Genomic DNA, 25,909 nt, shown 5'->3' with positions numbered 1-25,909 from the left:
GTTGGTGTGTGATCTATCTTTCAAAATACTTCCTCCTAACAGGGAATTAGTGTAGATTCTCCTTCCAAATTCTAACTAATGTGAGCTGTTTAATGTTAAAGCTGTCAGACCTATGTAAAGGCTATGTCGACGGGGGGGAATTTCACCCTGTTTTGCAAGGTGCTGAACTAACATTAAACCAAGGTGACCAGCTTGCACTAATGGGCGAAAGTGGCTCAGGTAAAAGTACATTACTGAATCTTATCGCGGGTTTAGACCTAGTAGACTCTGGCGAAATTGCTTTCCCAAACTTCAATATGCACGATTCGACAGAACGTAATCGCACCGCATATCGCCGAAATAATATTGGTCACATCTTCCAGCAATTCAACCTACTTCCAACGCTTAATATTGCTGACAATATTCGTTTTTGTCGCCAGTTAAAAGGCTTGCCTGAAGACAAAGGCCTCTGGAGACAGATTCTTTCTGCTTTAGACCTTATGCCTTTACTTGGACGTTACCCTGAAGAAGCGTCTGGTGGTCAACAACAACGCGCAGCGATTGCTCGTGCTCTGTACATGGAACCTAAAATTCTGTTAGCCGATGAACCGACGGGAAGTTTAGATGAGCGTAATGCAGAAGCGGTAATGCGTTTGCTGACCTCTTTGGCTCGCCAATTAGAATGCACTTTGTTGTTGGTGACACACAGTGAAAAAGTAGCACAGCACATGGACGGCAGAATCCGCCTACAAGGAGGGCAACTGCATGTTATGGCCCGTAGTTAAGGCACTACTCGGTCACTATCGACGCTACCCACTTCAGATTATTTTGGTATGGCTTGGTTTAACCCTTGGCGTATCACTTTTGGTTGGTGTTACTGCTATCAACCAACACGCCAAGCAAAGCTATGCGCATGGCGAAAAACTCTTTTCGAATCCTCTTCCTTATCGTATTCGACCAAAACACAACGCCAATAAAATCCCGCAAGGTTTTTATATCCAGCTTCGCCGTGAAGGCTTTCAACAGTGTTCTCCTTTTGACCACCATCGTATCACTGATGAAAATGGCGCGAACTTTATGCTTATTGGCATCGACCCTGTGTCTATGCTTCAGCTTCAGCCGGGTGTTGCGTTAAAAGATCTCACTACCTTAAACCTCATGAAGCCGCCATACCCAATCCTTGTGAGTGATGATCTCGCAGAACACATGGAATGGAATAACGGGGACTACATTCCTCTCATGGATGGCTCTGAGCTTGGTCCTATCGCTGTTGATCAAAAAAACCTGATTGATGGTACAAGGCTGATTGCAGATATCTCTTTGCTCAGAATGCTCAAACGCAGTGCTGGGTTGTCTGTGATTGCGTGTTCAGATATGTCGCCTGAGAAGTTTGAGCGTCTTAAAAACATGCTGCCTAATGGTTTGACGATCTCTCGTAGCTCTAAAGCTGAGCTTGAGTCGCTGACCAGCGCGTTTCACTTAAATCTAAAAGCGATGGGTATGCTGTCGTTTGTGGTTGGCTTATTCATTTTCTATCAAGCGATGTCGCTGTCGTTTATTCAGCGACAACCGTTAGTTGGAATCTTAAGGCAGACGGGTGTGTCGGGTTGGCAACTGGCTAAAGCGCTTTGTTTAGAATTACTGTTATTGGTGGTATTGAGCTGGATCTGCGGCAATGTATTCGGTGTCATGTTGGCAAACCAACTGTTACCAGCGGTATCTTCAAGTTTAGGTGACTTATATGACGCCAACGTTGGATTAACTATCGACTGGAATTGGCGATGGAGCGGTTACAGCTTATTAATGGCATTGCTTGGTGCATTCCTAGCGTGTGCTTGGCCATTGGTTCGTCTGCTTCGTTCACAACCGATTCGTTTGACCTCTCGTTTATCTTTGATGCGCTTTGCTGGTACTGAATTCACTTGGCAGGCTTTGATTGGTTGTGGTTTCTTGGTTGCAGCTGTCGCTGTGTATCAAGCGCCTCAGACTCAAGAAACGGGTTTTGCGATTATCGCGCTGATGCTTGTTAGTGTGGCTCTTTTTACGCCGTTCTTGATGTGGAAGTTATTTAACAGCCTGTCTTATTCATTACGCTGGGTTCGTGCTCGTTGGTTCTTCGCGGATGCCGCTTCAAGCATGAGTTACCGTGGTGTGGCGACAATGGCGTTTATGTTGGCGCTAACCGCGAATATTGGTGTAGAAACCATGGTCGGTAGCTTTAGAGATACCACAGATAAATGGTTAACACAGCGCTTGGCGGCAGACCTTTACATCTACCCAACCAACAATGGTGCTGCTCGTATGAGTAACTGGCTGTCAGAACAGCCTGAAGTGGATTCTGTTTGGTGGCGTTGGGAGAAAGATGTTGCATCTCCAGTTGGCAGTATTCAAGTAGTCAGTACTGGGCCTTCTGAAGGTGAGCTAGAAGCGCTGACGATCAAATTAGGTATTCCTAATTACTGGTACCACTTACATCATTCTAAAGGTGTGTTGATCAGCGAATCGATGTCTCTCAAGTTGGGTATTCGCCCTGGTGACTACATTGATCTCTATGACAATCTTGGCTCTGGTTGGCAGGTTGTCGGTGTGTATTACGATTACGGTAACCCTTACCATCAAGTCATGATGTCGCATCGAAACTGGCTGTATGGATTTGCAGGGCGGGGCAATGTGGGCCTTGGCGTAATACTCAAAGATGATGTGAATTCAGTAGGGCTTCGAAGCCGCTTAGAAAGCGTATTCAGGCTTGGCTCGGAGCGTATTTTCGATAACAACAATATTCACAGCCAAGCGATGCGTGTGTTCGATAGAACGTTCGCGATTGCAGATACATTGGGCAACATCACATTAGTCATTGCAGTCTTCGGCATCTTCTTTGCAACGGTTGCTGGTGAAGTGTCTCGACAAAGGCATATTTCGTTACAGCGCTGTTTAGGTGTCTCAGCGAAAGAACTGATTCTGACCGGTAGCTTACAACTGTTTGTGTTCGGGCTTATTTCCTCCTTAATTGCGATTCCGCTCGGCTTAGCGTTGGCTAGTTTGATCGTCGATATCGTGATCAAGCAGTCTTTTGGGTGGTCACTCGAGTTGCAAGTGATTCCCTGGGACTATTTACAGACATTTGCGTGGGCTATGGCAGCATTGATGTTAGCTGGTGCTCTGCCAGTGATGAGAATGATTCGGAACACCCCGATGAAATCACTGAGGGATGCGCTTTAATATGCTTCAACGAAATGGCTCAACGAAATTCAGACACCGATTTGTCTCCTCTCTATTATTGATAGGTTTCTTTGGCACCATTTTAGGTGTCTGGGCATACTACTCTTACTTTGTTGATGTTGGCGAGAAAGGCGTGAACGAGGTCAACTCAGTGCTTGTAAGCGAGCACTTTAATGTATTCGAGCCTGTGTTACCTGACCGCAGCGTTTCGTTACCTCGAGACTTCCAATTCCACCCAGAATTTCAACACGAGTGGTGGCATTACTTTGCTTCTCTAAAAGGGGATGATGGCAAAAAGTACTCGGTTCAATGGAGCTTCTTCCGAATAGCGACTGATGAACGCGAGACGCCGGGGTGGCAAAGCCCACAGGTCTATATCTCAAATGTCGTGATCTCTTCTGATTCTAAGGTTTGGAAAGAGCAACGCTTAGCGCGTGGCGGTATTGGCCAAGCGGGAATGACCAGTCGTCCATTTAGAATTTGGATTGATAACTGGAACTGGCGCGCCCTTGGCAACACACCATTTCCTGGTCGCCTTCAAGTGAAAACGGATACGTTTGGTCTTGAACTCGACACCATTGCGAAAGGGCCCTATGTGCTCAACGGTGATAATGGTTACCAGAAAAAGCACGATTTATTACCTGTCGCGTCTTATAACTTCAGCGCTCCATTTTTATCCCTAAGCGGTGTATTGAATCTGGACGGCGTTACCAAGGAAGTAGAAGGCACTGCTTGGGTGCATAAAGAGTGGGGCAGTGGCTTGCTCGGAGTGGGTCAACAAGGCTGGGATTGGTTCGTGTTTAATCTCGATGATGGTACAGCGTTGAGCATTAACCGTTACCGCCATAATCAACAACTGCCTTATGTTTTTGGAACATTGGCCACTCGTTCGGGCAAGGTGTATCAGTTAACGGACTCCGATATTTCTATCAAGCCTTTACAGAATACGACGCTACAGAATGGTAGAAGAATGCCGCTCCAATGGATTATTAACGTGCCACAGCACAATATTAACCTCACGACACGCATTAAACGCCGAGATATGTGGTTGCCATTTGTCATACCATATTGGGAAGGGCCAATTATGGCGAGCGGAAGTCATGAAGCGACAGGCTTTATGCAGTTAACTGGTTACTAAAAACACCTAAGGCTATCATTTGATAGCCTTTTTTGTGCTCATGATTCTTGTGAGCCCCTGATTAATTGTGCATACAGCCTTTGTGATCTCATCTATACTTATTTTATGGTGCATAACAACATTATGGAATATACGACGTATTGTTTAGTATTTGTAGGAAAAACCGAAGTTAAACATCCGAAGAAGTGATTATCTATCGATTACGCTTGGATATAAACTCATGGTTATTCTTTGTTATTCGTTTATTTAAATAATAAATATAAGGGCGAAATCATGACCGACGTCATCCGTGACTTCTTTAAAATGGAATCTGCTGGCGGCATCATACTAGTCATCGCTGCGGCGATCGCAATGTTTGTAGCAAACTCACCACTGAACGAAATGTACCAAGGCGTATTGCATAGTTACGTTCTTGGTATGTCTGTGTCTCACTGGATTAACGATGGCTTAATGGCTGTCTTCTTCCTTCTAATCGGCTTAGAAGTTAAGCGTGAACTTTTAGAAGGCGCATTAAAGTCTAAAGAGACAGCAATCTTCCCAGCTATTGCAGCTGTGGGTGGTATGCTAGCTCCTGCACTTATTTACGTGCTATTCAATTCAAGTAACCCTGAAGCGCTTCAGGGCTGGGCTATTCCAGCAGCAACAGATATCGCATTCGCATTGGGTATCATGGCTCTTCTTGGTAACCGAGTGCCGGTAAGCTTGAAGGTATTCTTACTAGCATTAGCAATTATCGATGACTTAGGTGTTGTTGTTATCATTGCATTGTTCTACTCAGGCGATCTATCTACGCTTGCACTAACGGTTGGCTTCATCGCAACGGGTGTGTTGTTCATGCTAAACAACAAGCATGTGACTAAGCTAAGTATTTACCTCATTGTCGGTGCAATTCTGTGGTTCGCAGTATTGAAGTCTGGTGTTCATGCAACATTGGCTGGTGTAGTTATAGGTTTTGCTATCCCACTGAAAGGCAATAAAGGGGAGCGTTCTCCACTGAAACATCTAGAACATGCTCTGCACCCATACGTCGCTTTTGCAATTTTGCCAATCTTCGCATTTGCAAACGCAGGTATCTCACTTGAAGGCATCTCAATTTCAAACCTTACAGGCATGTTACCGCTTGGTATCGCTATGGGTCTATTGGTTGGTAAGCCGCTGGGTATCTTCCTATTCAGCTGGGGCGCAGTGAAAACGGGTGTAGCTAAACTTCCTGAAGGTGTGAATTTCATGAACATCTTCGCGGTATCTGTGTTGTGTGGTATTGGCTTTACGATGTCTATCTTTATTTCATCACTAGCATTTGGTCCAACGAACGCAGACTTTGATACGCTCGCTCGATTAGGTATCCTGATGGGATCAACGACTGCAGCTATCTTAGGTTACTGCCTGCTAAGTATTTCTCTACCGAAGACTAAGCAACAAGAAGTAAAGCTATAATTGGTAAGTAAAACTATATTCGGTAGTAGGTTCACTTGATAGCGAGCCTACTCACTGAGTAACAAGTCAACTCCTGAGTAGCAAGAAGAGTCACAGAGTCATCCCTTGACTCATGTGACAACAAAGAACAAAAAAGCCGTGATGGGCAACCCCATCACGGCTTTCTTGATCTTGCTGTTAAGCTGTCTTTGTAAGATAACCCGTCTTATAGCTTTAGTGACGATGTCACGTTATTTTTCTAGCGTGGTAAAAATGGTCCACTCTTCAACGATTTGTTCACTTAACCCAACCACGGTTGCCGTTACCTTACGGTTTAGTGCATGAGAAGTAGCATCATCCCCCTCGTTTTCTAGGCGTTCTTCACCATAACCGACAATTCTCACTCGATCTGGCTCTACACCATTCGACAGTAACTCATCTTGAACATTGTTCGCTCGTTTTTTTGATAAATCTAAGTTGTATTCGTTGGAACCCACTTTACTCGCGTAACCTTGTATTTCAATCGACGCACTTTTGTAAGTCTCAAGGAATTCAGCCATCGTGCTGATTTGATCAGAAAATATTGGGTTCACTTCAAATGAGTCATGAGCAAAGAGTATTTTTAACTGTCTGACTTCTTCTGCTCGAATCGTTTCACCACAGCCGTCATTGTCGACTTGTGACGCTTCAGGCGTTCCTGGGCAGGTGTCTCGAGCGTTTACCACACCATCATTGTCGTCGTCTTGCAGGTCTGCAATCTGTTCTGCTTCAGGTGTCTCGATGTAAGCCTCTTCCTGTTGGCTAGAACAGGCAAATAAAGTCATCGTTAATACGGGAAGTAATAAGTAAGTTACTTTCATCATTAATACTCCATAGCCGTTGTCCACTCTTCTGGGATATCAACCAGTAGAGCATTCAATAAAGAACCTGTTGCGTTCATTACACGGTATTTAGCGTACTGTTCAGAGTAATGGGCATCTAGATAATCTTTGCGGGCTTCAAATAGTTCGTTCTCAGTGTTGAGCAAGTCAAGCAGAGTTCGTTTGCCTATTCGGTATTGTTTTTCATATGCGATAACGGTTTCCGAAGCTGAATCAACATGATCAGATAGGAAGTTCTTTTGTTGTAGCGTGAGATCTAAGGCGCTCCATGAAAGGCGAAGGCCTTCTTCCACTTGGCGATAAGCACGATCTCTCAGATCTTTTGCCTTGTTTAATTGGTAAGCAGCAGCTTCAGAATTAGCACTGTCAGTTCCACCGTTGTACAAGTTATATCGCATTCTCAGCATCGCGAGCGTTTCTTGACTTGAGCCTTCATCGCCACCTGCATCGTCACGCCATGACTGTGATGCTTCAATGGAGAAGGTAGGGTAGTTCACGCCTTTCGATTGTTTGTATTGGAAGTGCGCAGCGTCAACATCAGCTGCCGCGATTTTGATCACGGGGTGTTTGTCTAAGGCATCAACAATGGCGTCCGTTAACGACAAAGGAATTCTAGAAATATCAGCTCTTGGGTAAATTAAACCTAGGGGTTCTTGACCTACCACACGTCTAAATTGGGTATGTGTATCGATCAAATTATTCTGTGCAGCCAATAAGTTACCATGAGCTTTTGCAATCCTAGCTTCTACTTGCGACACATCCGCTGTTGAACCTATACCAGAATTAGCTCGTTTCTTAATATCTTTATAGATTTTTTTGTGTATTGAAAGGTTGCTTTCTGACAGTGCCAACACCTCAGTGGCTTTCACCGCGTCTAGATAGATTTGTGTCACCTCCAGCGCTTTGTCTTCGGCATCTGCGATCAATTGTAGACGAACCGACTCGGCTTCTGCGGCGGTACGATCAATGTCGTATAGAGTCGCGGAACCATCCCACAGCAACTGCGTGAGGGAAATCGTCGCTTCCTTTCTTGTTAGATCGGTATCGGGGCCGTTATTTGGTGCAGGATTTATGCCTTCGTAACCAATACCAGCATCAAGGTCGATACTCGGCTTGTACGCTCCTCCAGATGCATCTTTACGTTTTTTCACGCTCGCATATTCGTTGAAGATGCTTTTTATCTCTGGATTCGTTGCCAAGGTAATAGCGACAGACTGTTCTAGAGTTTGAGCGGTGAGTGGTGGTGCAGCAACTAAGCAACACATGATGGATAATTTAAACAATTTCAAAGTAGCTCTCCTTCTACTTTCAATGTCTCATCCGTTTCCCAACCTACGTTTCCCGTTAGATTGAGAGAAGGGTATTAAACGAAGCTTAGGACATTTGCAAAAAAATGCGAAGTTTGTTGGTTTTTTTTTGAATGTAAGTCGCTATTGCTATTGACTAATTTGAAAATCGCCAGATTTACACGCTTCTAATGAGTTGATTATCAATAGTGGCACTACTAAATTTAGTGTAGGAAATAGCCACAGCGCAGAGTGGGATTGAATCCGCGTTTGGCATGTTCTGGGCAGAAGTGGGAATATGGATATGGGAAACATCAACCTAAATATACTAGGTCTTGCTAGCGGGAGTGTTGTGCTCGACGCTCAAGGCCAAGTTAGACGTTTGTCTCCGGGCGAACAACCAGCGGCTAGCGACGTAATTATCAGTTTTGATACTAGTGAAGAAAATGTGCCAAGTGTTTCTGCACGTTTTGTAGATAACCAGGGCCAACAAAATGCACTAGATACTGATGATGCGATCGCTCAAGTTCAGCGTGCTATTGAAGAAGGATTTGATCCAACGGAACTAGGAGATGAGTTTGACACTGCAGCTGGTGAGGAAGGCTCGAGTTTGACCAACAGCGGTAGGATTGAACGTACTGGGGCTGAAACTCAAGCTGCCACGAATTTTGAAACTGACGGGTTTGAGTCTCAAGGATTGTCAGAAACTCAAAGTATTGCTCTTTTTGATATCATCGCTTTTGCGCTTATTTCAGGTGAAACTAACGTTATTGAGTTTGAGCAGGATGAACCAATTGAAACCGGTGGCGCTTTAACCAGCGACGACCCGGACGTTACCTTTATTGGCAAAGAGGTCGCTGGAGACAATGACCTCGGTACCTTTGTCGTCAATGAGGATGGTACTTGGACCTTCGTAGCCAACAGTCCTTATGATGAACTTGCTGACGGAGAGCAAATTCAAGATACAACCACAGTACAAACTTCTGATGGAGGTGAGCAAGTCATTACAGTCACAATTATTGGTACTGATGATGCGGCTGTAGCCACTGATGATTCAGGCAGTGTGACTGAGGACATTGATGTCGATGACATCACCAACCAATTAGTGACGTCTGGTCAGATCGTGATTACAGACGTAGATAGCGACACTCCTACCTTTTCAGCTGATGGTGAGTTTAACCTCGTAGGTTCAACAAACGACTCACAACTTGGCGTATTGAGCATCGAACCTGATGGCGCTTGGACTTACGTAGTCAATAACGATGACGTGCAGTACCTAGACGACGATGAATTCGTGACAGAGGTTTATACCGTTACAGCCAGTGACGGTACCACGAGCGAAGTAACCATCATTATCAACGGTGCCGATGACCCATCTGATATAACCGTTGGCGAAGGTGATTCAGACATAGGTGAAGTGACTGAGGATGTGGATGTTGACCAAGAGAGCAACAACTTAACAACCTCCGGAACGCTCACCATCACCGATGTAGACGACAACGACGTTGCTGCTTTTGAACCAAATGGTACGTTTAATCCAGAAGGTTCGACCAATGATACCGCGTTGGGTATGTTGACGATTACCGACGATGGCGAATGGACTTACGTCGTAGACAACGACGATGTGCAATATCTTGATGACGATGAATTCGTCACCGAGGTTTACACTGTTACTGCGATTGATGGGACCACCAGTGAAGTAACCATCACCATCAACGGTGCCGATGATCCATCCGAGATCACCGTTGGTGAAGGTGACTCTGACATGGGTGAGGTGACGGAAGATGTCGATGTCGATCCAGAAAGCAACGACTTGATGGCGACGGGAACACTGATGATTACCGATGTTGATGCTAACGATGTCGCGGCTTTTCAACCTAACGGAGCGTTTAACCCTGAAGGTTCGACCAATGATACCGGGTTGGGTATGTTGACGATTACCGACGATGGTGAATGGACTTATGTTGTAGACAACGACGATGTGCAATATCTTGATGACGATGAATTCGTCACCGAGGTTTACACTGTTACTGCGATTGACGGAACCACCAGTGAAGTGACTATTACTATCAACGGTGCCGATGATCCATCCGAGATCACCGTTGGTGAAGGTGACTCTGACATGGGTGAGGTGACGGAAGATGTCGATGTCGATCCAGAAAGCAACGACTTGATGGCGACGGGAACACTGACGATTACCGATGTTGATGCTAACGATGTCGCGGCTTTTCAACCTAACGGAACGTTTAATCCTGAAGGTTCGACCAATGATACCGCGTTGGGTATGTTGACGATTACCGACGATGGCGAATGGACTTACGTCGTAGACAACGACGATGTGCAATATCTTGATGACGATGAATTCGTCACCGAGGTTTACACTGTTACTGCGATTGACGGAACCACCAGTGAAGTGACTATTACTATCAACGGTGCCGATGATCCATCCGAAATTACTGTCGGGGAAGGTGACTCAGACATAGGTGAGGTGACGGAAGATGTTAATGTCAATCCTGATACCAACGAACTCTCGGTTTCTGGTACTTTAACGATTACTGATGTCGATACCAGTGATATGCCGGCCTTTAAACCTAATGGTGTGTTTAGCCCTATTGGGTCTACTTATGCACTTGCTTTGGGGATGTTAACGATTACTCCCGAGGGGGCATGGAGTTATGTCGTTGATAATGATGCCGTTCAATATCTCGGTGACGACGATACCGTTATTGAGAACTATGTGGTCACTGCAATTGATGGTGTTGAACATGTCATCGAAATAACGATCAATGGTGTCAACGATGCCCCTGAAGCAACAAGCTTTGTGGTGGTTAATGATGACGATGCCGTGATCCCAATTCTGTTCGACTCTGAAGATGGTGGCATGCCTGATTACATCTCAGATATAGAAGATGATCACAATGAGATACCTCTAAATGTTCGCATTAACACCTTGCCAACCAGTGGCACCCTTCTTTATACCGATGAAAATGGAGACACCAGGGAAATAGTGCAGTCCGATGTGGATAGTGGTGTGCTGTTTGTTCCAAACAATATTAGCTTTGTTGCTGGGCCTGGAGATCTGTTTGAAATGGGCTTCAGTGGCGATCCTGAGGACATGCCTGACCTTGTTGATGGCTTCTATAACTGGGGAGTGGCGGTATCTCCAACGGAAAGGCTGATCACCTTAGCTAACGGCAATACCATTACGATATCGATTGATGACAATAATGACAAACCCCTACAACAGTATCAAGGTGAGCAGCCTCATGTTGGTTATGGGATTGGTGATACTGATGGTAAAGGTATGAACATGCAGGAGACCTTGATCATTGACTTTACCAACAACCCACTTGAAGTTGTTCATTTTGGATTAGATGGTATGGGAGGAGAGTTCAATACCAATAGCAGTGTACATATTGAAGTTACTTACACCTTTGCTGACGGGACTACAGCTAGCGAGCAATACCAAAAAGACGAAGGCGATACAGGCAACCAGCAGATTCTGTACGAGTTCAGCTACTCGTCACCAAGTAATCCGATTGTTGGTATGGAGCTTTCATCTTCTGGTGGTAATTGGGAGCTGCGTTATGTCCAAGGCAACGAGGCAGTAACCGATGATCCTCAGTTTGACTATGTCGCAGTAGATTCAAGTGGCGCTGAAAGTACAGTCGAAACGGTGACAGTTGATACTGAAGAACCACAGCTATACAACGTGACCAGTGCTGCGAGTAACGAACCGCTGTTTGCTGCTGCTGGCAATGATTTATTGATTGGTGATAGTGAGGACAATATCTTTACTTGGTTAGACTCAGCGCTCGACAACGGTACAGACATCATTAAAGACTTTGAGCTTCATACTAACGGCTCTGGTGATTTAATTGACCTCAATGATCTAATTGAAGATCCACAAGACGAAACGCAAATGGCCGAGCTTCTTGATATGATCGAAGTGTCGGTCGATGGCGAAGACATCGCTTTGTCTATTCCAATCAATGGTGGAGTCGACGTTCAAACAATCGTGGTAGAAGGGATTGCTACGGAAATGGGCGCTTCGGTTGATCTTGGTAGTGATCTCGCAATATTGGGAGAACTTATCAAAAACGATGCAGCTTAGTCGGTATCGTGAAGTGTTCTATGGCTTAACGTAATGAAAGCCCTCGGTTTCGGGGGCTTTTTTGTACCCAGCATTAGCCGAAGAAAAATTGCCTGAATCATAAGCAAAAAAAAGCCCAAACCAACACGGTTTGGGCGGATACAAGTATAGGAGTTAATAAGGAAAATGCAGTAATTAAGAAAGCAGGGGAGAGACAAGTTTGACGGCCTGTTAAACTTCTAAATACTCTGTTTTCTACTTAATTTATGACCCTCCATTTCTATTTCAGTTCCAAGAAAATTCATTAATTTTTCCTTTTTTTGTAAACATGCATCGATTCAATCGCTTAGTGAATAAAGCGATTAACTGGTACGACCAATTTGTGAAAATGTGATGTTGCTTGCTTGTTAAATAAATGTACTAAGCGTATATTTCAAACAGTTGTTTAATACGAGTGATTGAAATGGCACCAAGAAGTACAACCAAAGACAAAATCTTAGATGTGGCTGAAGGCTTATTTGCTGAGCACGGTTTTAATGACACCTCTTTACGCACCATTACGGGTAAAGCCAATGTCAATCTTGCTTCAGTGAACTACCACTTTGGCGATAAGAAGACTCTGGTTCGTGCCGTATTAAATCGATACTTAGAAGCATTTATGCCTGCACTGCAAGACGCTTTAGTGAACTTAAACTTGAACGAAACGTATTCTATGAGTGATGTGTTTGAGTCTTTAAGGCAGCCGCTAAGAGCACTGAATGATGTAAGGCCAAATGGTACGAGTCGATTTATGTTACTCATCGGTCGAGGTTATACGGATGTGCAAGGTCACTTGCGTTGGTTCATTACCACTCGCTACAGCGAAGTACTGACTCTGTTTACCAGCTCAGTGATGAAAGCCAACCCGAACCTCACTCAAGAACAGTTATTTTGGCGATTGCACTTCACCCTAGGGACTTGTGTATTCACCATGGCATCTAGCCAGGCTCTGATAGAAATTGCAGAGAATGACTATGACAGAAAGATAGATGCTAAGGCAGTGGTCGATATTCTCATTCCATATTTAGCCGCTGGCATGTCAGCAAAAGAATAAAACAATAAAAAGCAAAATATTCACAAACAATATAGTGAACAAAAGGATCTGAACTATGAGCTCTCTAAGACAAAAATGGGTAAGTGACCCAGCTTTTAAACTCTTTAAAAAAGTACTACCACCACTATCTAGCACCGAGAAAGAAGCGATGGAAGCGGGTAGCGTGTGGTGGGACGGAGAGCTGTTTTCTGGTAAACCAGATTTCACTAAGCTTCACCAGTACCCAAAACCTCAGCTGACAGCAGAAGAGCAATCGTTCATGGATAATGAACTTGAAACTTTGCTCGCTATGCTTGACGACCACAAAATTGTGAAAGAAGACCGAGACCTTCCAGAGGAAGTTTGGAACTTCTTACGCAAAGAGCGTTTCTTCTCGCTAATTATCGCGAAAGGGTACGGCGGTCGTGAGTTTTCGGCGCACGCCAACTCTACAATCGTAACCAAGATTGCAACTCGTAGTATCAGTACTGCGGTTTCGGTAATGGTTCCAAACTCTCTTGGCCCTGGTGAGCTACTTTCTCACTACGGTACTCAAGATCAAAAAGACTACTGGCTACCACGTCTTGCTGACGGTACAGATATCCCTTGTTTCGCACTAACAGGCCCTGAAGCGGGTTCTGATGCGGGTGGTATCCCTGATGTCGGCACTGTGTGTATGGGCATGCACGAAGGTAAAGAGACACTAGGTATCAAACTTAACTGGAACAAGCGTTACATTACGCTAGCACCAGTGGCAACGGTACTTGGTCTGGCTTTCAAACTGCACGATCCAGAAAAGCTACTGGGTGACAAAGAAGACATTGGTATCACTTGTGCGCTTATCCCAGCTGACCACGAAGGCGTTGTGATTGGTGAGCGTCATGACCCTCTTGGTCTTGCGTTCATGAATGGTCCAACTCGCGGTCACGATGTATTTATTCCTATGGAGTGGCTAATCGGTGGCGCAGATTACGCAGGTAAAGGCTGGCGTATGCTGGTGGAATGTCTGTCTGCAGGTCGTGGTATCTCATTACCAGCACTGGGCACGGCGATGGGTCACCTAACTGCGAAAACGACTGGCGCATACGCTTATGTTCGTAAGCAGTTCGGTATGTCGATTGGTAAATTTGAAGGTGTTGCAGAGAGCTTAGGCCGTATTGGTGGTTTAACGTATCTATTAGAAGCGACTCGTACACTGACAACCACTTCACTGGATATGAAAGAGAAGCCGGGTATCGTAACGGCAATCGCGAAGTATCACATGACAGAAATGGCTCGTACTATCCTGAATGACTCAATGGATATCCACTCAGGTCGTGCAATTCAAGATGGCCCAATGAACTACTTGGCTGCGCCTTACCTAGGTATTCCAGTTGCTATCACAGTAGAAGGTGCGAACATCCTAACTCGTAACCTTATGATCTTCGGTCAAGGTGCGACACGTTGTCACCCATACGTATTGAGCGAAATGGAAGCGGCAGCGAACCCAGACGAGAAGCAAGGTGCAAAAGATTTTGATAGCTTGTTGTTCAAGCACATCTCACACGCCACTAAAAACACCTTCGGTGCTTTTGGTGCGGCACTAACGGGCTCTAAGTTCATTAAAGCCGACATGAGCGGCCCAACGAAACCTTACTACCAAGATTTGACTCGTTTAAGCCGTGCGCTTGCAGTCAGTGCGGATTTCGCAATGTTGACATTAGGTGGCGAACTGAAACGTAAAGAGCTTATCTCTGCACGTTTGGGTGATGGTCTAAGTTACCTATACATGGCTTCTGCTGCACTTAAGAAGTATGAAGACGAAGGTCGTCAACAAGCTGACTTAGACTACGTACATTACGCGGTTCAACACTGTTTCCACAACGCGGCTAAATCGCTACAAGAAGCGTACCGTAACTTCCCGAACAAGATGGTTGGGAAAGTACTTAAAGGTCTAGTTTTCCCTGTAGGTAACCACTTCGAAAAACCAAGTGATAACCTAACAGTTCAACTAGCAGAAAGCTTGATGACTCCGGGCGCACACCGTGAACGTCTGACTCACCTTTGCTACATCGGCAAGGAAGAGGATGATAGTGTTGGTCTTATGGAGAACGCTTTCAATGCGATGTACAGCATCAAGCCTCTGGAGCGTAAGATCTTCAAAGCAGTGAAAGAAGGCAAAGTGGCTCGTAAAGGCTTGCTGGCAGACAAATTGGCTCAGGCACTTGCTGCCGATGTTCTAACGCAAGAAGAAGTCGACCAAATTGTTGCTGCTGATAAACTACGTTACACAGCGATTCAAGTTGACCACTTCAGTCATGACTTTAGTGAAACTTTGACGCGAAAAGAGTTAAAACCTAAGCTAAATAGCGTTGCTTAGATAACGAAATGATAAAAGGCACCTATTAAGGTGCCTTTTTTGTTTTTGTCGTAGAAGTCTCAATAGAAGCGTTAACAAATGGCGACTTAGTCAGCAAATATCAGTTGAGTGCTCCAACCACTTGCATTTTCACCACATTTTTACAGAAATTAGATGCCATTTGCGCACGAAACTCTTATCCTTAACCTGATTTTTTAAGGAAGTTGAATATGATCATCAAACCTCGAATTCGCGGATTCATCTGTACTACAACACATCCAGTCGGTTGTGAAGCTAATGTAAAAGAACAAATTGCTTACACAAAAGCTCAAGGCCCAATCGCAAACGCACCTAAACGTGTACTCGTTGTTGGCTCTTCAAGTGGCTACGGCTTGTCTTCACGTATTGCGGCAGCATTTGGTGGCGGCGCTTCTACTATCGGTGTTTTCTTCGAGAAAGCCGGTACTGAGAAAAAAACTGGCACAGCTGGTTTCTACAACTCAGCAGCGTTCGACAAGCTAGCTAAAGAAGAAGGCCTGTATTCAAAAAGCCTTAATGGCGATGCTTTCTCTAACGAAGCGAAACAGAAAACAATTGACCTGATCAAAGAAGATCTAGGCCAAATAGATATGGTTGTTTACTCACTGGCATCTCCAGTGCGTAAAATGCCAGAGACTGGCGAAGTGATTCGTTCAGCTCTTAAGCCTATCGGCGAAACGTACACATCTACAGCGGTAGATACAAACAAAGATGCGATCATCGAAGCAAGCGTTGAGCCTGCTACTGAAGAAGAGATCAAAGACACTGTTACTGTAATGGGCGGTGAAGATTGGGAACTTTGGATCAACGCACTTTCTGAAGCGGGTGTTCTCGCTGACGGTTGTAAGACTGTTGCTTACAGCTACATCGGTACTGAACTAACGTGGCCAATCTACTGGGATGGCGCGCTAGGTAAAGCTAAGATGGATCTAGATCGTGCAGCATCAGCGCTGAACGAAAAACTAGGCCAAACTGGTGGTACTGCAAACGTTGCTGTTCTTAAGTCTGTTGTGACTCAAGCAAGCTCTGCGATTCCTGTTATGCCTCTTTACATTGCTATGGTGTTCAAGAAGATGCGTGAAGAAGGTATTCACGAAGGTTGTATGGAACAGATCTTCCGTATGTTCAGCCAGCGTCTATACAAAGCAGATGGCAGCGCAGCAGAAGTTGATGAAGTGAACCGTCTACGTCTAGATGACTTAGAACTTCGTGACGACATTCAAGAGCATTGTCGTAACCTATGGCCTCAAATCACAACTGAAAACCTAAAAGAACTGACTGACTACGTTGAGTACAAAGAAGAGTTCTTGAAGCTGTTCGGTTTTGGTGTTGAAGGCGTTGATTACGAAGCTGACGTTGATACTGCTGTTGAATTTGATGTAGCTGACATCTAATTCAAACAATCGAATTAAAACGAAATAGGCGCTCATTGAGCGCCTATTTTTTTGTCTGTCGTTTGAGGAAAGAGATTAAAAGCAGACATGGAAAAATAAAAGCAGATGCGGGATACGAGTTGCGAGATGCGAAGAGATTTCAAGAGCAGATACGAATAGCAGGATGCAAAAGCTCTAACAGCAGACTTGGGATACGTTAAAAGCTGAGAAGAAGTAATAAAAATGCACTAACCCCAAGATGAATTAGTGCATTAAAAATTCCTAAGCTAAGGCGCTCTTAACGCCTAAGAGGTTAGCTAATAATAATGATGAAAGTACCTGCTAAGGTCATCAATATATTGGCTATAGCGTACGTACCCGCGTAACCCAGAGCAGGGATAGTTGAGCGAGCGTGGTCATTTACGATGTCCATCGCCGGAGCACAGGTTCGCGCGCCAATGATGGCTCCAAATAGTAGAGCTCGGTTCATCTTCAATACGTAAGCACCCACCAAGTAAGCGAAGAATACCGGTAGCACACTCACTACTAGAGCAATACCGATGACCTGAGGGCCTACTTGCGTTAAGTGTTCAAACATCTTACCACCAGCGCTCAAGCCGATACCGACCATAAAAAACATCAAACCTAGGTCTTTGACCATGTTCAATGCTCCCTGAGGCACATAACCGAAAGTAGGGTGGTTTGCTCTTAAGAAGCCAAGCATGATGCCGGATAAAAGCAGGCCAACCGCATTACCTAACCCAAACGACACCTGACCGAATGTCATGGTAATCAAACCAAACAAAATACCCAGAATGAAGAAGCTACAGAAGGCCATCAAATCCGCCATTTGGCTGTGGATTGAGATGAAACCAATTTTCTCAGCTAGGCCGTGAACACGACTCTTTTCACCACTCACCTGCAGTACATCACCTTTAGAAAGCACGATGTTTAAGTCCATCGGCATTTCAATCTGAGCACGTACTACGCGGTTAAGGAAACAGCCGTATTCAGACAGGTTTAAGTCTGACAGGCGCTTACCTGCGATGCTGTCACTCTTAACGACGATCTCTTCTTCAACGATACGAAGGTCGAGAAGGTTACGGTCGAAAACCTCTTTACCATTACGGAAGCTCGGGTCGAGACGCGCGTGGCTATCAGGGAAGCCTACCAATGCGATCTCATCACCTTCTTGCAGGATCGCGTCGCCATCTGGGTGGGCAAGAATACCATTACGGCGAATACGTTCGATGTAACAGCCCGTTTGGCGATAAATACCCAGTTCACGAAGGTTCTTACCGTCTGTCCAAGATATAAGCTCTTGTCCTACGCGGTAAGCTCGTATGATTGGAAGGTAAACCTTACGTTGCCCTGAAGCACCTAAGCCACGCTCTTGGGCGATTTGCTCAGCTGAATCGTGTAGGTTAACTTTCTGAAGCTTTGGAATAAGGCGAGCAAACATAATCATACTGATTAAGCCAACTAAGTAAGCCATCGCATAACCAACTGATAGGTTCTCGATGATCAGGCCTATATCCATGTTTCTTGGTAATTCTGCAAGCCCAGAATTCAGAGCATCTTGAGCACCTACTAATATAGGCGTTGCTGTTAAGGCCCCCGCCATCATGCCTGCGGATAAACCAAAGCCTAACCCAAGGTAGTGGCTACTGAAATACGTTAAAGCAATTGCAGTAGAGAGAACCACAAGGCTCAGAATGAGATAATGCTTACCGTCTCTGAAGAAGATACCGAAGAAGTTTGGTCCAGCTTCAATACCCACACAGTAGATGAAAAGCATGAAGCCAATCGTGAGCGCATCAGCGTTAAATGAAAAACCAAGATGTCCCATGATAAGGGAAGTAATCAGAACACCGATTGAATTGCCAAGTTGGAGGCTACCGAAACGAATTTTACCAATGGCTAATCCAATCGATAAAACAACAAAGATGAGGAGAATGGGGTTTTGTTCTAACAGAAAAACAACGTCGATATTCACAGTGGTCGCTCAATAATTGGCGTGAAACACAGGGTAAGTTTGAGAGGTGAATTGTATCTAAATATAAATAAAATATAAGCGATATTTTGCTATTTTACTTGATTTTGACTTTATTATTATTCCGTACGAAAACTGGTCATAAAAAAAGCCCGCTACAGTGAGCGGGCTTGATATAAATCGTACAGTCTAACGCGTAAATTAGTCAGCTGTTTAAGGCCATAGCCTCGATTCTCGTATGAGAAATCCTAGCTTAGTCGAAAAGACCTAGGTTTTCTTTTGCGTATGCTTCAAATTCTGTGCAGCCGCCGATGTGGTCTTGGTCGATGAAGATTTGTGGCACTGTGTCTACAGGCTTACCAACAGTCTTCTCTAGGTCAGCTTTGCTGATGCCTTCAGCGTGGATGTCAACGTAACGGTAGTTGAAGTCATCGCGTTTAGCTTTAAGAGTTTCAGCATGCTCTTTTGCACGAACACAGAATGGGCAAGCAGGGCGACCAAAAATAACTACAAACATTTAATTTCTCCTAAATACGGGATGAGGCTCGTTAACTCAATTATGTTAACTATTCTTTAATGAATGCCACTCAAAATTTCTTAAAACCAACTATGCCTCAATGCCATGGGGAAATAAAGATGGAATTGCCTCTTAATACGATAGGTTTTGCCTATCAGCGCAAATATTAATCATAAAAACGGAGGGTCGCGTTCGCAGGCCTCTACCATTGTTAAGTACCCTTAATATCAGAGTGTGAATTACCCCTAAGATTGCGACTTTAATCCATCTTTAGTGTGACAAGTTGCACCTCGTCAAAAAAATCAAACACAGAACGAGGCATCTTATCATTGGGTATAGAACCATATTCGGTAAGCTACCTGATGTAACCCCATTTTAGTATGCTCGTATTTTACGTGTAGGCATTGTGTTACAAGTGCAAAGGTTACATTTCGAAGGTTGTATTCCGAAGATTAAATGCTAAAAACCAAGAATTTCAAAAAAACCAAGAGTTCGTAGTTTTGTTTAGTCATAGGCGCAGGAGGCTCCATGTTTCAATTTATGACATCTACAAAGATCATCTTTGGTGATGGGGCACTTCCCGCTTCATTGTCTCTATTTAATCAATACGGCTACAGCGTGTTATTGGTTACTGGTAATACATTAGAACGCACCTCACTTGTTACTGACTATCTAGATGCGCAGAGTATGCGTTACCAGCACATTGCCGTTTCCGGTGAACCCAATATCAAAATGGTTGAAGAGGCTGCCACGTCTGCTCGGCGATTTAAACCTGATATGGTGGTGGCAATGGGTGGAGGCAGTGCGATTGATATGGGGAAAGCGTTAGCTGCGGTTTTACCTAATCAAGGTAATTTATACGACTATGTTGAAGTGGTTGGGCGTAATGTTCCTCTTAAAACTAAACCACTACCGTTCATTGCGATTCCTACAACGGCCAGTACAGGTGCCGAAGTCACTAAAAATGCGGTGCTTAAGTCTGGACAAGATCAAGTCAAAATCAGCCTTCGAAGCCCCGATATGTTAGCCGACGTGGCGATTGTCGACCCGACCTTAACGTACGGCACCAATTTGTATTTGTCAGGACGTGGAGCGATGGATGCCTTTACGCATCTCATGGAAGCCTATGTGTGTGGTGAGCCTAATTCGCTCACCGATATGATCTGCGAGGAAGGGTTGCGTAAGCTGAGTCACTCTGTCATTCAGGCGTGTATCTATGATGAACCTCAAGCGCGTTCTGATCTTGCCTTCGCTTCTATGCTAGGAGGAATGGCGATAACCAATGCTAAGCTCGGCGCTGCGCACGGGTTAGCTTCTGCGTTAGGAGGTAAAATTTCTGCGCCGCACAGTGTGATTACAGCGCGCTTGGCGCCATTTGTGATGTTAGAAAACATAGCAGTAGTGAAAGAGCAGCAAAGAAACGACATATTAGCGCGTTATCAGCGAATCGCTCAGATAGTGACGGGTAACGTAGAAGCAAAAGAAGAAGAGGCGATTGCTTGGTTATCTGAAGTGTTGGATACACTCAAGCTACCAAGCTTACTTGAATTTGGTGTCTGCGAAGCTCAGTTTGATGAGGTGTCTGCCGATGCGCTCAAATCAGTGGCGATTAAAGGAAACCCTTTACCGTTGAATCAAGAGAGGCTTGTACATATTCTGAAGCAGGTTTGCGAGGAGTGCAGTTGTGGAGAGGGGGATCATGAGGGAGCTTCAATGAATCAAGTTGTGCAAGAACAGGCTGCCGAGTCGAGTTTTACCATTATTAACTCTTATGCGTCTGAGAATAATGTTGTAGAGAAAGGCAATAGCTGGACGATCTAACGGTCTTCGAACAGTTCACGGCATAAACCATTATAAACAGATAAATAAAAACGGAGCACTAGGCTCCGTTTTTTAATTCAACTTGTTCTCAGTTTATGCCTTAACAGATTAAAACTGAGAATACTTCTCGTAACGTGAATCACGAAGTGACTCTTTCACTCGCTTTAGGTTCTCTCTGAAACCAGAACCACGACGAAGCGTAAAGCCTGTCGCTAGCACATCAATAACCGTCATCTGAACAACGCGACTTGCCATTGGCATGTAAACGTCAGTGTCTTCCGGTACATCCAATGAGATAGACAGCGAGCTCGCTTTATCTAATGGAGAGTCTTTCGCTGTGATAGCGATAACTGTTGCGCCGTTCTCGCGAGCTAAGTTCGCAATCTCAACTTGGCTTTTTGTGCGGCCAGTGTGAGAGATCAGAACAATAACGTCGTTGTCACTGCAGTTAATGCAGCTCATGCGTTGCATCACGATGTCTTCAAAGCAAGTGATTGGGATATTGAAACGAATGAACTTGTTTTGAGCATCTTTGGCTACAGCAGAAGAGGCACCCAGTCCGAAGAATGAAATGCGTTTTGCTTGAGTCAGCAGGTCAACCGCACGGTTAACTTGCATCGCGTCTAGACTGTTTTTAGCTACGTCTAGACAAGCCATAGTTGATTCGAAAATCTTATGCGTGTAAGCATCTGGACCATCATCTTCTTCAACATTACGGTTCACGTAAGGTGTACCGTTCGCCAAGCTTTGAGCTAGGTGAAGTTTGAAGTCAGGAAAGCCCTTTGTGTCTAAACGACGACAGAAGCGGTTAACTGTAGGCTCACTCACGTCAGCCATTTTAGCTAAGGTAGCAATGCTAGAATGAATTGCAGTTTGAGGGGAAGCCATGATTACTTCGGCTACCTTACGCTCAGACTTGCTGAAATTTTCCAGGTTTTTTTGTATTTTTTCTAATGTATTCATAGTGTTCACAAGGGTATAGAGAACAACTTGCTAGTTAATATCTTTTACCAGGGGGTATGGCTGAAGCAAATATCAGTAAACACAAAGCCAAAGTTATATTCGGTCTTGTAAATACTGCTGCATCAAATAGATATCAAGCTAACTAGCACCATAGAGTCAGTATAAACCCAACATACTATTTACTAATACAAAAACACGGCATGAATGCTTAAGAATATGACAAACCTCAACAAAATTTTAGAAAACTACAGAATTGGAAGAGAGTTTGAGCAAAAAGAATGCAAATTGAGTATGAACTGACAGCTTAGTTACATCAAAAAGAAAGAAATTTTCAATTTGATGCAACTAAAATTGAATGACTATGCGTTGATTTGCGTAACCAGTTTAGTGATTTTACTCATCAAGTTAGGTGCTAGTTTAGAGATTTCACGCTGTTCTTCAAGCACTGAAGAAAGAATATCATTACCTGTCAGTGGATTTGCTAACACCACCCGGAAAACGATGATTGGTTGATGCGCCCATGCTTCGGGATTTAAGCGCGTTCGCGATACGAAAGACTTGCCTGTTTCACGCTGCTTCTTTTGAATAAACTTGGTCAGTTCATTCAGTAGCTCATTCAGTTCAACGCGTTTTGTTGCGTCAGCTTTAAGCAGCGCCGCTTTAACTGGTTCAGGCACGTAGCGATAAGTCAGTAGGCACAGCTCAGGCTCTGAAACCAGTTCGAAATCGCTTTGATTTTTAATCAGGTCGGCAAAGTAGCGCGCTTTGTTGATGCTTTGGTCGATTAGCAGTTCGTAGCCAGGTCGGCTGATGATGTGCATCGACGCATAAACAAGCATTGCCATACCGGAACGAGAGCCTTCTAACGTATGGCTACCTAGGTCTTTCGAACCCTTACGCAATATGTATTGAGCATGATGTTCGATCGCTGTCATCGCATCTGGTTTCTTAAACAGCACCATACCCGCACCCATAGGGATATAAAGTTGTTTATGAGCGTCAATCGTGACTGAATCTGCTAGCTCGATGCCATCAAGCAGGTGACGATGATTGTTCGACATCAGAGTCGCACCGCCCCAAGCTGCATCTACGTGGAAGTGACAATCTGTTTCGGCACACACCTCAGCAATGTCTCTTAGCGGGTCGATATTACCAGTTTCGGTTGTACCAGCCACACCAATGACGGCGAAAGGTTTGATCTTGTTCTGCTTGAGTTGCTCGATCTTGAGTCTTAGATCGTCAGTGCAAATGCGGTTGTCGTTATCCGTCTTAACAGACACTAGACCTTCTTGACCAATACCAAGGACATCTGCGGCTTTTTTCAGAGAGTAGTGACCGCGTTCAGAAACTAAGATGGCTAGGCCTTCGTAGTCGTAGTGTTTCATGGCTTTAAACAAGCCTTCTTTTTCTACACCTTTGAATGAGCCTTGTGCCTTCAGCGCATTGTTGCGTGCAACCCAAAGCGCAGTAATGTTCGCGATGGTACCACCAGAACAAAACGCACCCAAAGAGTGGTTCGCACTGTGCATCCAGCGTGAATAAAACTGATCGTCATCTTGGTAGATCAAGCGATGTAGCATACCCAGAACTTGACGCTCTAGGGGCGTGAAAGCTTTGGAGGTCTCAATTTTTACTAGATTCTGATTCAACGCAATCATGATCTTAGACAGCGGCATCAGAAAGTACGGCAGAGCAGACGTCATGTGGCCAATAAAACTTGGCGAAGACGTATGAACCGAGTGAGACACGAGAGAATCGAGGAGATGCTCAGTATGTTCAGAAACAAACTCAGGCTGCTCAGGGATATGAGCATTTGAAAAATCTTTCTCAATTTCACGCAGCGGCTTTTCTTCAGCCACAATGTGTTCACGTAAGAATTGATTCAGGTTTCGTGAAAGTTTGTCTTCAATTTGAGTGAGTGTTGAATCTGGGCCTTCAGGTACCGTGAAGATACGTAAAAGACTGTCGAAGCTAACATCTGCTGTTTTTTGTTCCGTAACCATAGCAAGCGATTTATTTTTTTTTATATTGACGCGAGCGGGACAATCTAAACGAAAACGGGAACAATGTCCCGTCTTAATTATGAAATCCAACTTCTCAAAAAAGCATATTAAATGAGGGGTTATTTACACTTAATCGCTTCAAGTTTAGTAATTGACTGATTGTAGCGTTGCAGTGCCGTATCGATTTGCTTAGGGTGGCTAAGCAATTCTGCAAAGGCTGAGCGTAGCTCGTAGTTTTGAGCATGAGGCGTTGACTGGCGGTCGTCGAACGTTGTTTTCGCGATTTTACCTAGCTCATCATCACGTGTTGATAGCGTTTTAATGTCGTGTTGCTCTAGTTGTAGCCAACCTTCGACAGGTTGTTCTGTAGCCACTTTGCTAGAGTCGTTCACAAGGTAGTAGTTTACTGCAGCACGATTAAGCTCAAAGTGGTGCTTACGACCTTCTAGGAACCACTCACTGACTTCTGTTAGCTCTGGGTATTGCTCAGAGGTCAATGCAGCAAGGTCGGCATACCAATTCAAAGAGGCGTCGATGTACGCATCATATTTTTTTGCTTGGCACTGGTTTGTTTCAGACATTGAATCTGCTGCAAAAGAGAAAGTAGAAGTTGAAGCTAGCAGTAATGCGACGCAAAGGCGTTTCATAGTGGTTCCTTTTGTAAGTTTATTCTTTTTATAACTTTGTCGTTACAGGTTACCGTGATCGTTATTTGTTGAGCAATGACACTTAGTGTCTTTTTATTTCGGTAACTGTATCGGTGTCTTGGGCATGGGTATTCGAGTTGCATTCTAATCTAAAACAAACGCTATTCCTGCGATCTAGTTAGCAAGAGATACAAAGAACAACATCAAAATCGGGACAAGCAAGCTTAGGATAAAGCCACTGACGATAGCGATAGGCACACATCGCACACCGCCTGTTGTTTGAATGACAGGTAGAGTAAAGTCCATCGCCGTAGCACCTGCATAGCCTATAGAGGTACACGGATAGCTGCGAATCAGCACTGGAATCAGTACTAAGGCAACCAACTCTCTTAACAGCTCAAGCATGAAAGAAGCGCCGCCATAAACAGGACCAAAGGCGTCACCCATCAAGATACCAGCCAGAGAATACCAACCAAATCCAGAAGACATAGCCAAGGCTTTGAACAGAGGGATATCCAGAATGTAAGCCGCGATAACGCCACCTAGCATTGAGGTGACGATAATCGTGATTGCGATGACCATGCCGTGTTTGTTCAGCAAGATTTGTCGAAGTGTTAAACCGCTATTACGCAGTTGAATGCCAATAAAGAAGAGAAGTACAAACAAAATCCATTCACTGGCGGTATCAACCCAATCAAGGCCAATAGGGAGCACTAAGCCAGCGATAAGGCCTGAACCCACAACTAGGATCAGTTTAGCAGACTCCATTGCCATCGAAGAGAGGGGAAGCTTCTTCTTGCTACTATCGGTTTTGAGTGGCAATAACTTATCAATAGCGGGCAGTGCCATTAGGTTACAAACACTTAAGCAGACAAAGAAAGTGACGGTGTAAAGAAGGATTGTCTGCAGATTACTGCCTAGGTTATCGAGGGCGGCTAAGCTTAGCCCCATTAACGCGAGAATCACGTAGATCAACCGCGATGTCGAGCGGTTGATAAATTCTAGCGTCTGATCGTTCGAAATAGAAAAAAGATACCCCACGACGAGTGGTGCAAATATAAAGATCATCCCTGTAAACATGCTTTCCCCACTGCATTTACTTCATATTACATTTACTTGTCACTTAACAGT

The 25,909-nt window shown here is 44.5% G+C and carries 17 protein-coding genes; 9 read left to right on the top strand and 8 right to left on the bottom strand.

Annotated elements, in window-relative coordinates:
- The first annotated feature begins 92 nt into the window (after positions 1–92).
- The 4 genes from L3V33_RS13885 (at position 93) to nhaA (ending at position 5,773) form a co-directional block, all read left to right on the top strand.
- Entirely contained in the window at positions 93–764 is a 672-nt protein-coding gene (locus tag L3V33_RS13885; RefSeq protein ID WP_004734674.1) for an ABC transporter ATP-binding protein, read from the top strand.
- Positions 745–3,198 carry an ABC transporter permease gene (locus L3V33_RS13880; RefSeq protein WP_065205488.1) on the top strand — a complete coding sequence of 818 codons (2,454 nt, stop codon included), beginning with the start codon at positions 745–747 and terminating at the stop codon, positions 3,196–3,198. The genes L3V33_RS13885 and L3V33_RS13880 overlap by 20 nt, the downstream gene beginning before the upstream one ends.
- Positions 3,188–4,336: a lipocalin-like domain-containing protein gene (locus L3V33_RS13875; protein WP_017079058.1), complete on the top strand. Its 1,149-nt coding sequence runs from the start codon at positions 3,188–3,190 to the stop codon at positions 4,334–4,336. Before L3V33_RS13880 ends, L3V33_RS13875 begins: the two co-directional genes overlap by 11 nt.
- Before the next feature lie 273 nt (positions 4,337–4,609).
- Positions 4,610–5,773 carry a Na+/H+ antiporter NhaA gene (gene nhaA, locus L3V33_RS13870; protein ID WP_054546583.1) on the top strand — a complete coding sequence of 388 codons (1,164 nt, stop codon included), beginning with the start codon at positions 4,610–4,612 and terminating at the stop codon, positions 5,771–5,773.
- 230 nt (positions 5,774–6,003) lie between these two features.
- On the opposite strand, the gene L3V33_RS13865 is transcribed toward nhaA, so the two are convergent.
- Both L3V33_RS13865 and L3V33_RS13860 read right to left on the bottom strand, forming a co-directional pair.
- Entirely contained in the window at positions 6,004–6,615 is a 612-nt protein-coding gene (locus tag L3V33_RS13865; protein ID WP_114633276.1) for an OmpA family protein, read from the bottom strand.
- A complete protein-coding gene (locus tag L3V33_RS13860; RefSeq protein WP_237290639.1) occupies positions 6,615–7,922 on the bottom strand; it encodes a TolC family outer membrane protein in 1,308 nt (435 codons plus the stop codon). Before L3V33_RS13860 ends, L3V33_RS13865 begins: the two co-directional genes overlap by 1 nt.
- 301 nt (positions 7,923–8,223) lie before the next feature.
- On the opposite strand from L3V33_RS13860, the gene L3V33_RS13855 reads away from it, so the two are divergent.
- The 4 genes from L3V33_RS13855 to fabV all read left to right on the top strand — a co-directional run bounded on the left by L3V33_RS13855 (position 8,224) and on the right by fabV (position 16,855).
- Positions 8,224–12,033 (top strand): VCBS domain-containing protein, encoded by a 3,810-nt coding sequence (locus L3V33_RS13855; protein WP_237290638.1) that lies wholly within the window; start codon positions 8,224–8,226, stop codon positions 12,031–12,033.
- A 442-nt stretch (positions 12,034–12,475) separates the two neighbouring features.
- Entirely contained in the window at positions 12,476–13,105 is a 630-nt protein-coding gene (locus L3V33_RS13850) for a TetR/AcrR family transcriptional regulator (RefSeq protein ID WP_054546579.1), read from the top strand.
- A 55-nt stretch (positions 13,106–13,160) separates the two neighbouring features.
- On the top strand, positions 13,161–15,443 hold the full coding sequence (locus L3V33_RS13845) for an acyl-CoA dehydrogenase (protein ID WP_004734682.1): 2,283 nt from the start codon (positions 13,161–13,163) through the stop codon (positions 15,441–15,443).
- A gap of 209 nt (positions 15,444–15,652) precedes the next feature.
- Complete coding sequence (fabV, locus tag L3V33_RS13840) at positions 15,653–16,855, top strand: enoyl-ACP reductase FabV (RefSeq protein ID WP_029222146.1); 1,203 nt, start codon at positions 15,653–15,655, stop codon at positions 16,853–16,855.
- A 292-nt stretch (positions 16,856–17,147) separates the two neighbouring features.
- Here the strand turns inward: fabV and L3V33_RS13835 are convergent, their stop codons facing one another.
- Positions 17,148–18,830, bottom strand: a complete 1,683-nt coding sequence (locus tag L3V33_RS13835) for an aspartate:alanine antiporter (protein ID WP_017077841.1) — start codon at positions 18,828–18,830, stop codon at positions 17,148–17,150.
- Positions 18,831–19,080: 250 nt separating this feature from the next.
- The gene (locus L3V33_RS13830) at positions 19,081–19,344 is read right to left on the bottom strand and encodes a GrxA family glutaredoxin (RefSeq protein ID WP_009847069.1); all 264 of its coding nucleotides are present in this window, start codon (positions 19,342–19,344) and stop codon (positions 19,081–19,083) included.
- Between the two features lie 528 nt (positions 19,345–19,872).
- Here L3V33_RS13830 and L3V33_RS13825 point away from each other — a divergent pair.
- Complete coding sequence (locus L3V33_RS13825) at positions 19,873–21,165, top strand: iron-containing alcohol dehydrogenase (protein ID WP_237290637.1); 1,293 nt, start codon at positions 19,873–19,875, stop codon at positions 21,163–21,165.
- A gap of 108 nt (positions 21,166–21,273) precedes the next feature.
- Here L3V33_RS13825 and L3V33_RS13820 read toward each other — a convergent pair whose 3' ends face one another.
- From L3V33_RS13820 to L3V33_RS13805, 4 genes are all read right to left on the bottom strand, one after another.
- Positions 21,274–22,128 carry a MurR/RpiR family transcriptional regulator gene (locus tag L3V33_RS13820; protein WP_004734686.1) on the bottom strand — a complete coding sequence of 285 codons (855 nt, stop codon included), beginning with the start codon at positions 22,126–22,128 and terminating at the stop codon, positions 21,274–21,276.
- 359 nt (positions 22,129–22,487) lie between these two features.
- Positions 22,488–24,131, bottom strand: coding sequence for a pyridoxal-dependent aspartate 1-decarboxylase PanP (gene panP / locus L3V33_RS13815; RefSeq protein WP_054546576.1), 1,644 nt, complete (start codon positions 24,129–24,131; stop codon positions 22,488–22,490).
- Positions 24,132–24,250: 119 nt separating this feature from the next.
- Positions 24,251–24,778 carry a hypothetical protein gene (locus L3V33_RS13810; protein WP_004734688.1) on the bottom strand — a complete coding sequence of 176 codons (528 nt, stop codon included), beginning with the start codon at positions 24,776–24,778 and terminating at the stop codon, positions 24,251–24,253.
- Between the two features lie 174 nt (positions 24,779–24,952).
- Positions 24,953–25,858, bottom strand: coding sequence for a lysine exporter LysO family protein (locus L3V33_RS13805; protein WP_054546575.1), 906 nt, complete (start codon positions 25,856–25,858; stop codon positions 24,953–24,955).
- Between the last annotated feature and the right edge of the window lie 51 nt (positions 25,859–25,909).

This window comes from Vibrio sp. A2-1 (assembly GCF_021728355.1).
GTDB lineage: Bacteria > Pseudomonadota > Gammaproteobacteria > Enterobacterales > Vibrionaceae > Vibrio > Vibrio splendidus_K.
The sequence above is the reverse complement of the archived record's forward strand: the minus strand, read 5'-3'. Positions and strand labels throughout refer to the sequence as shown.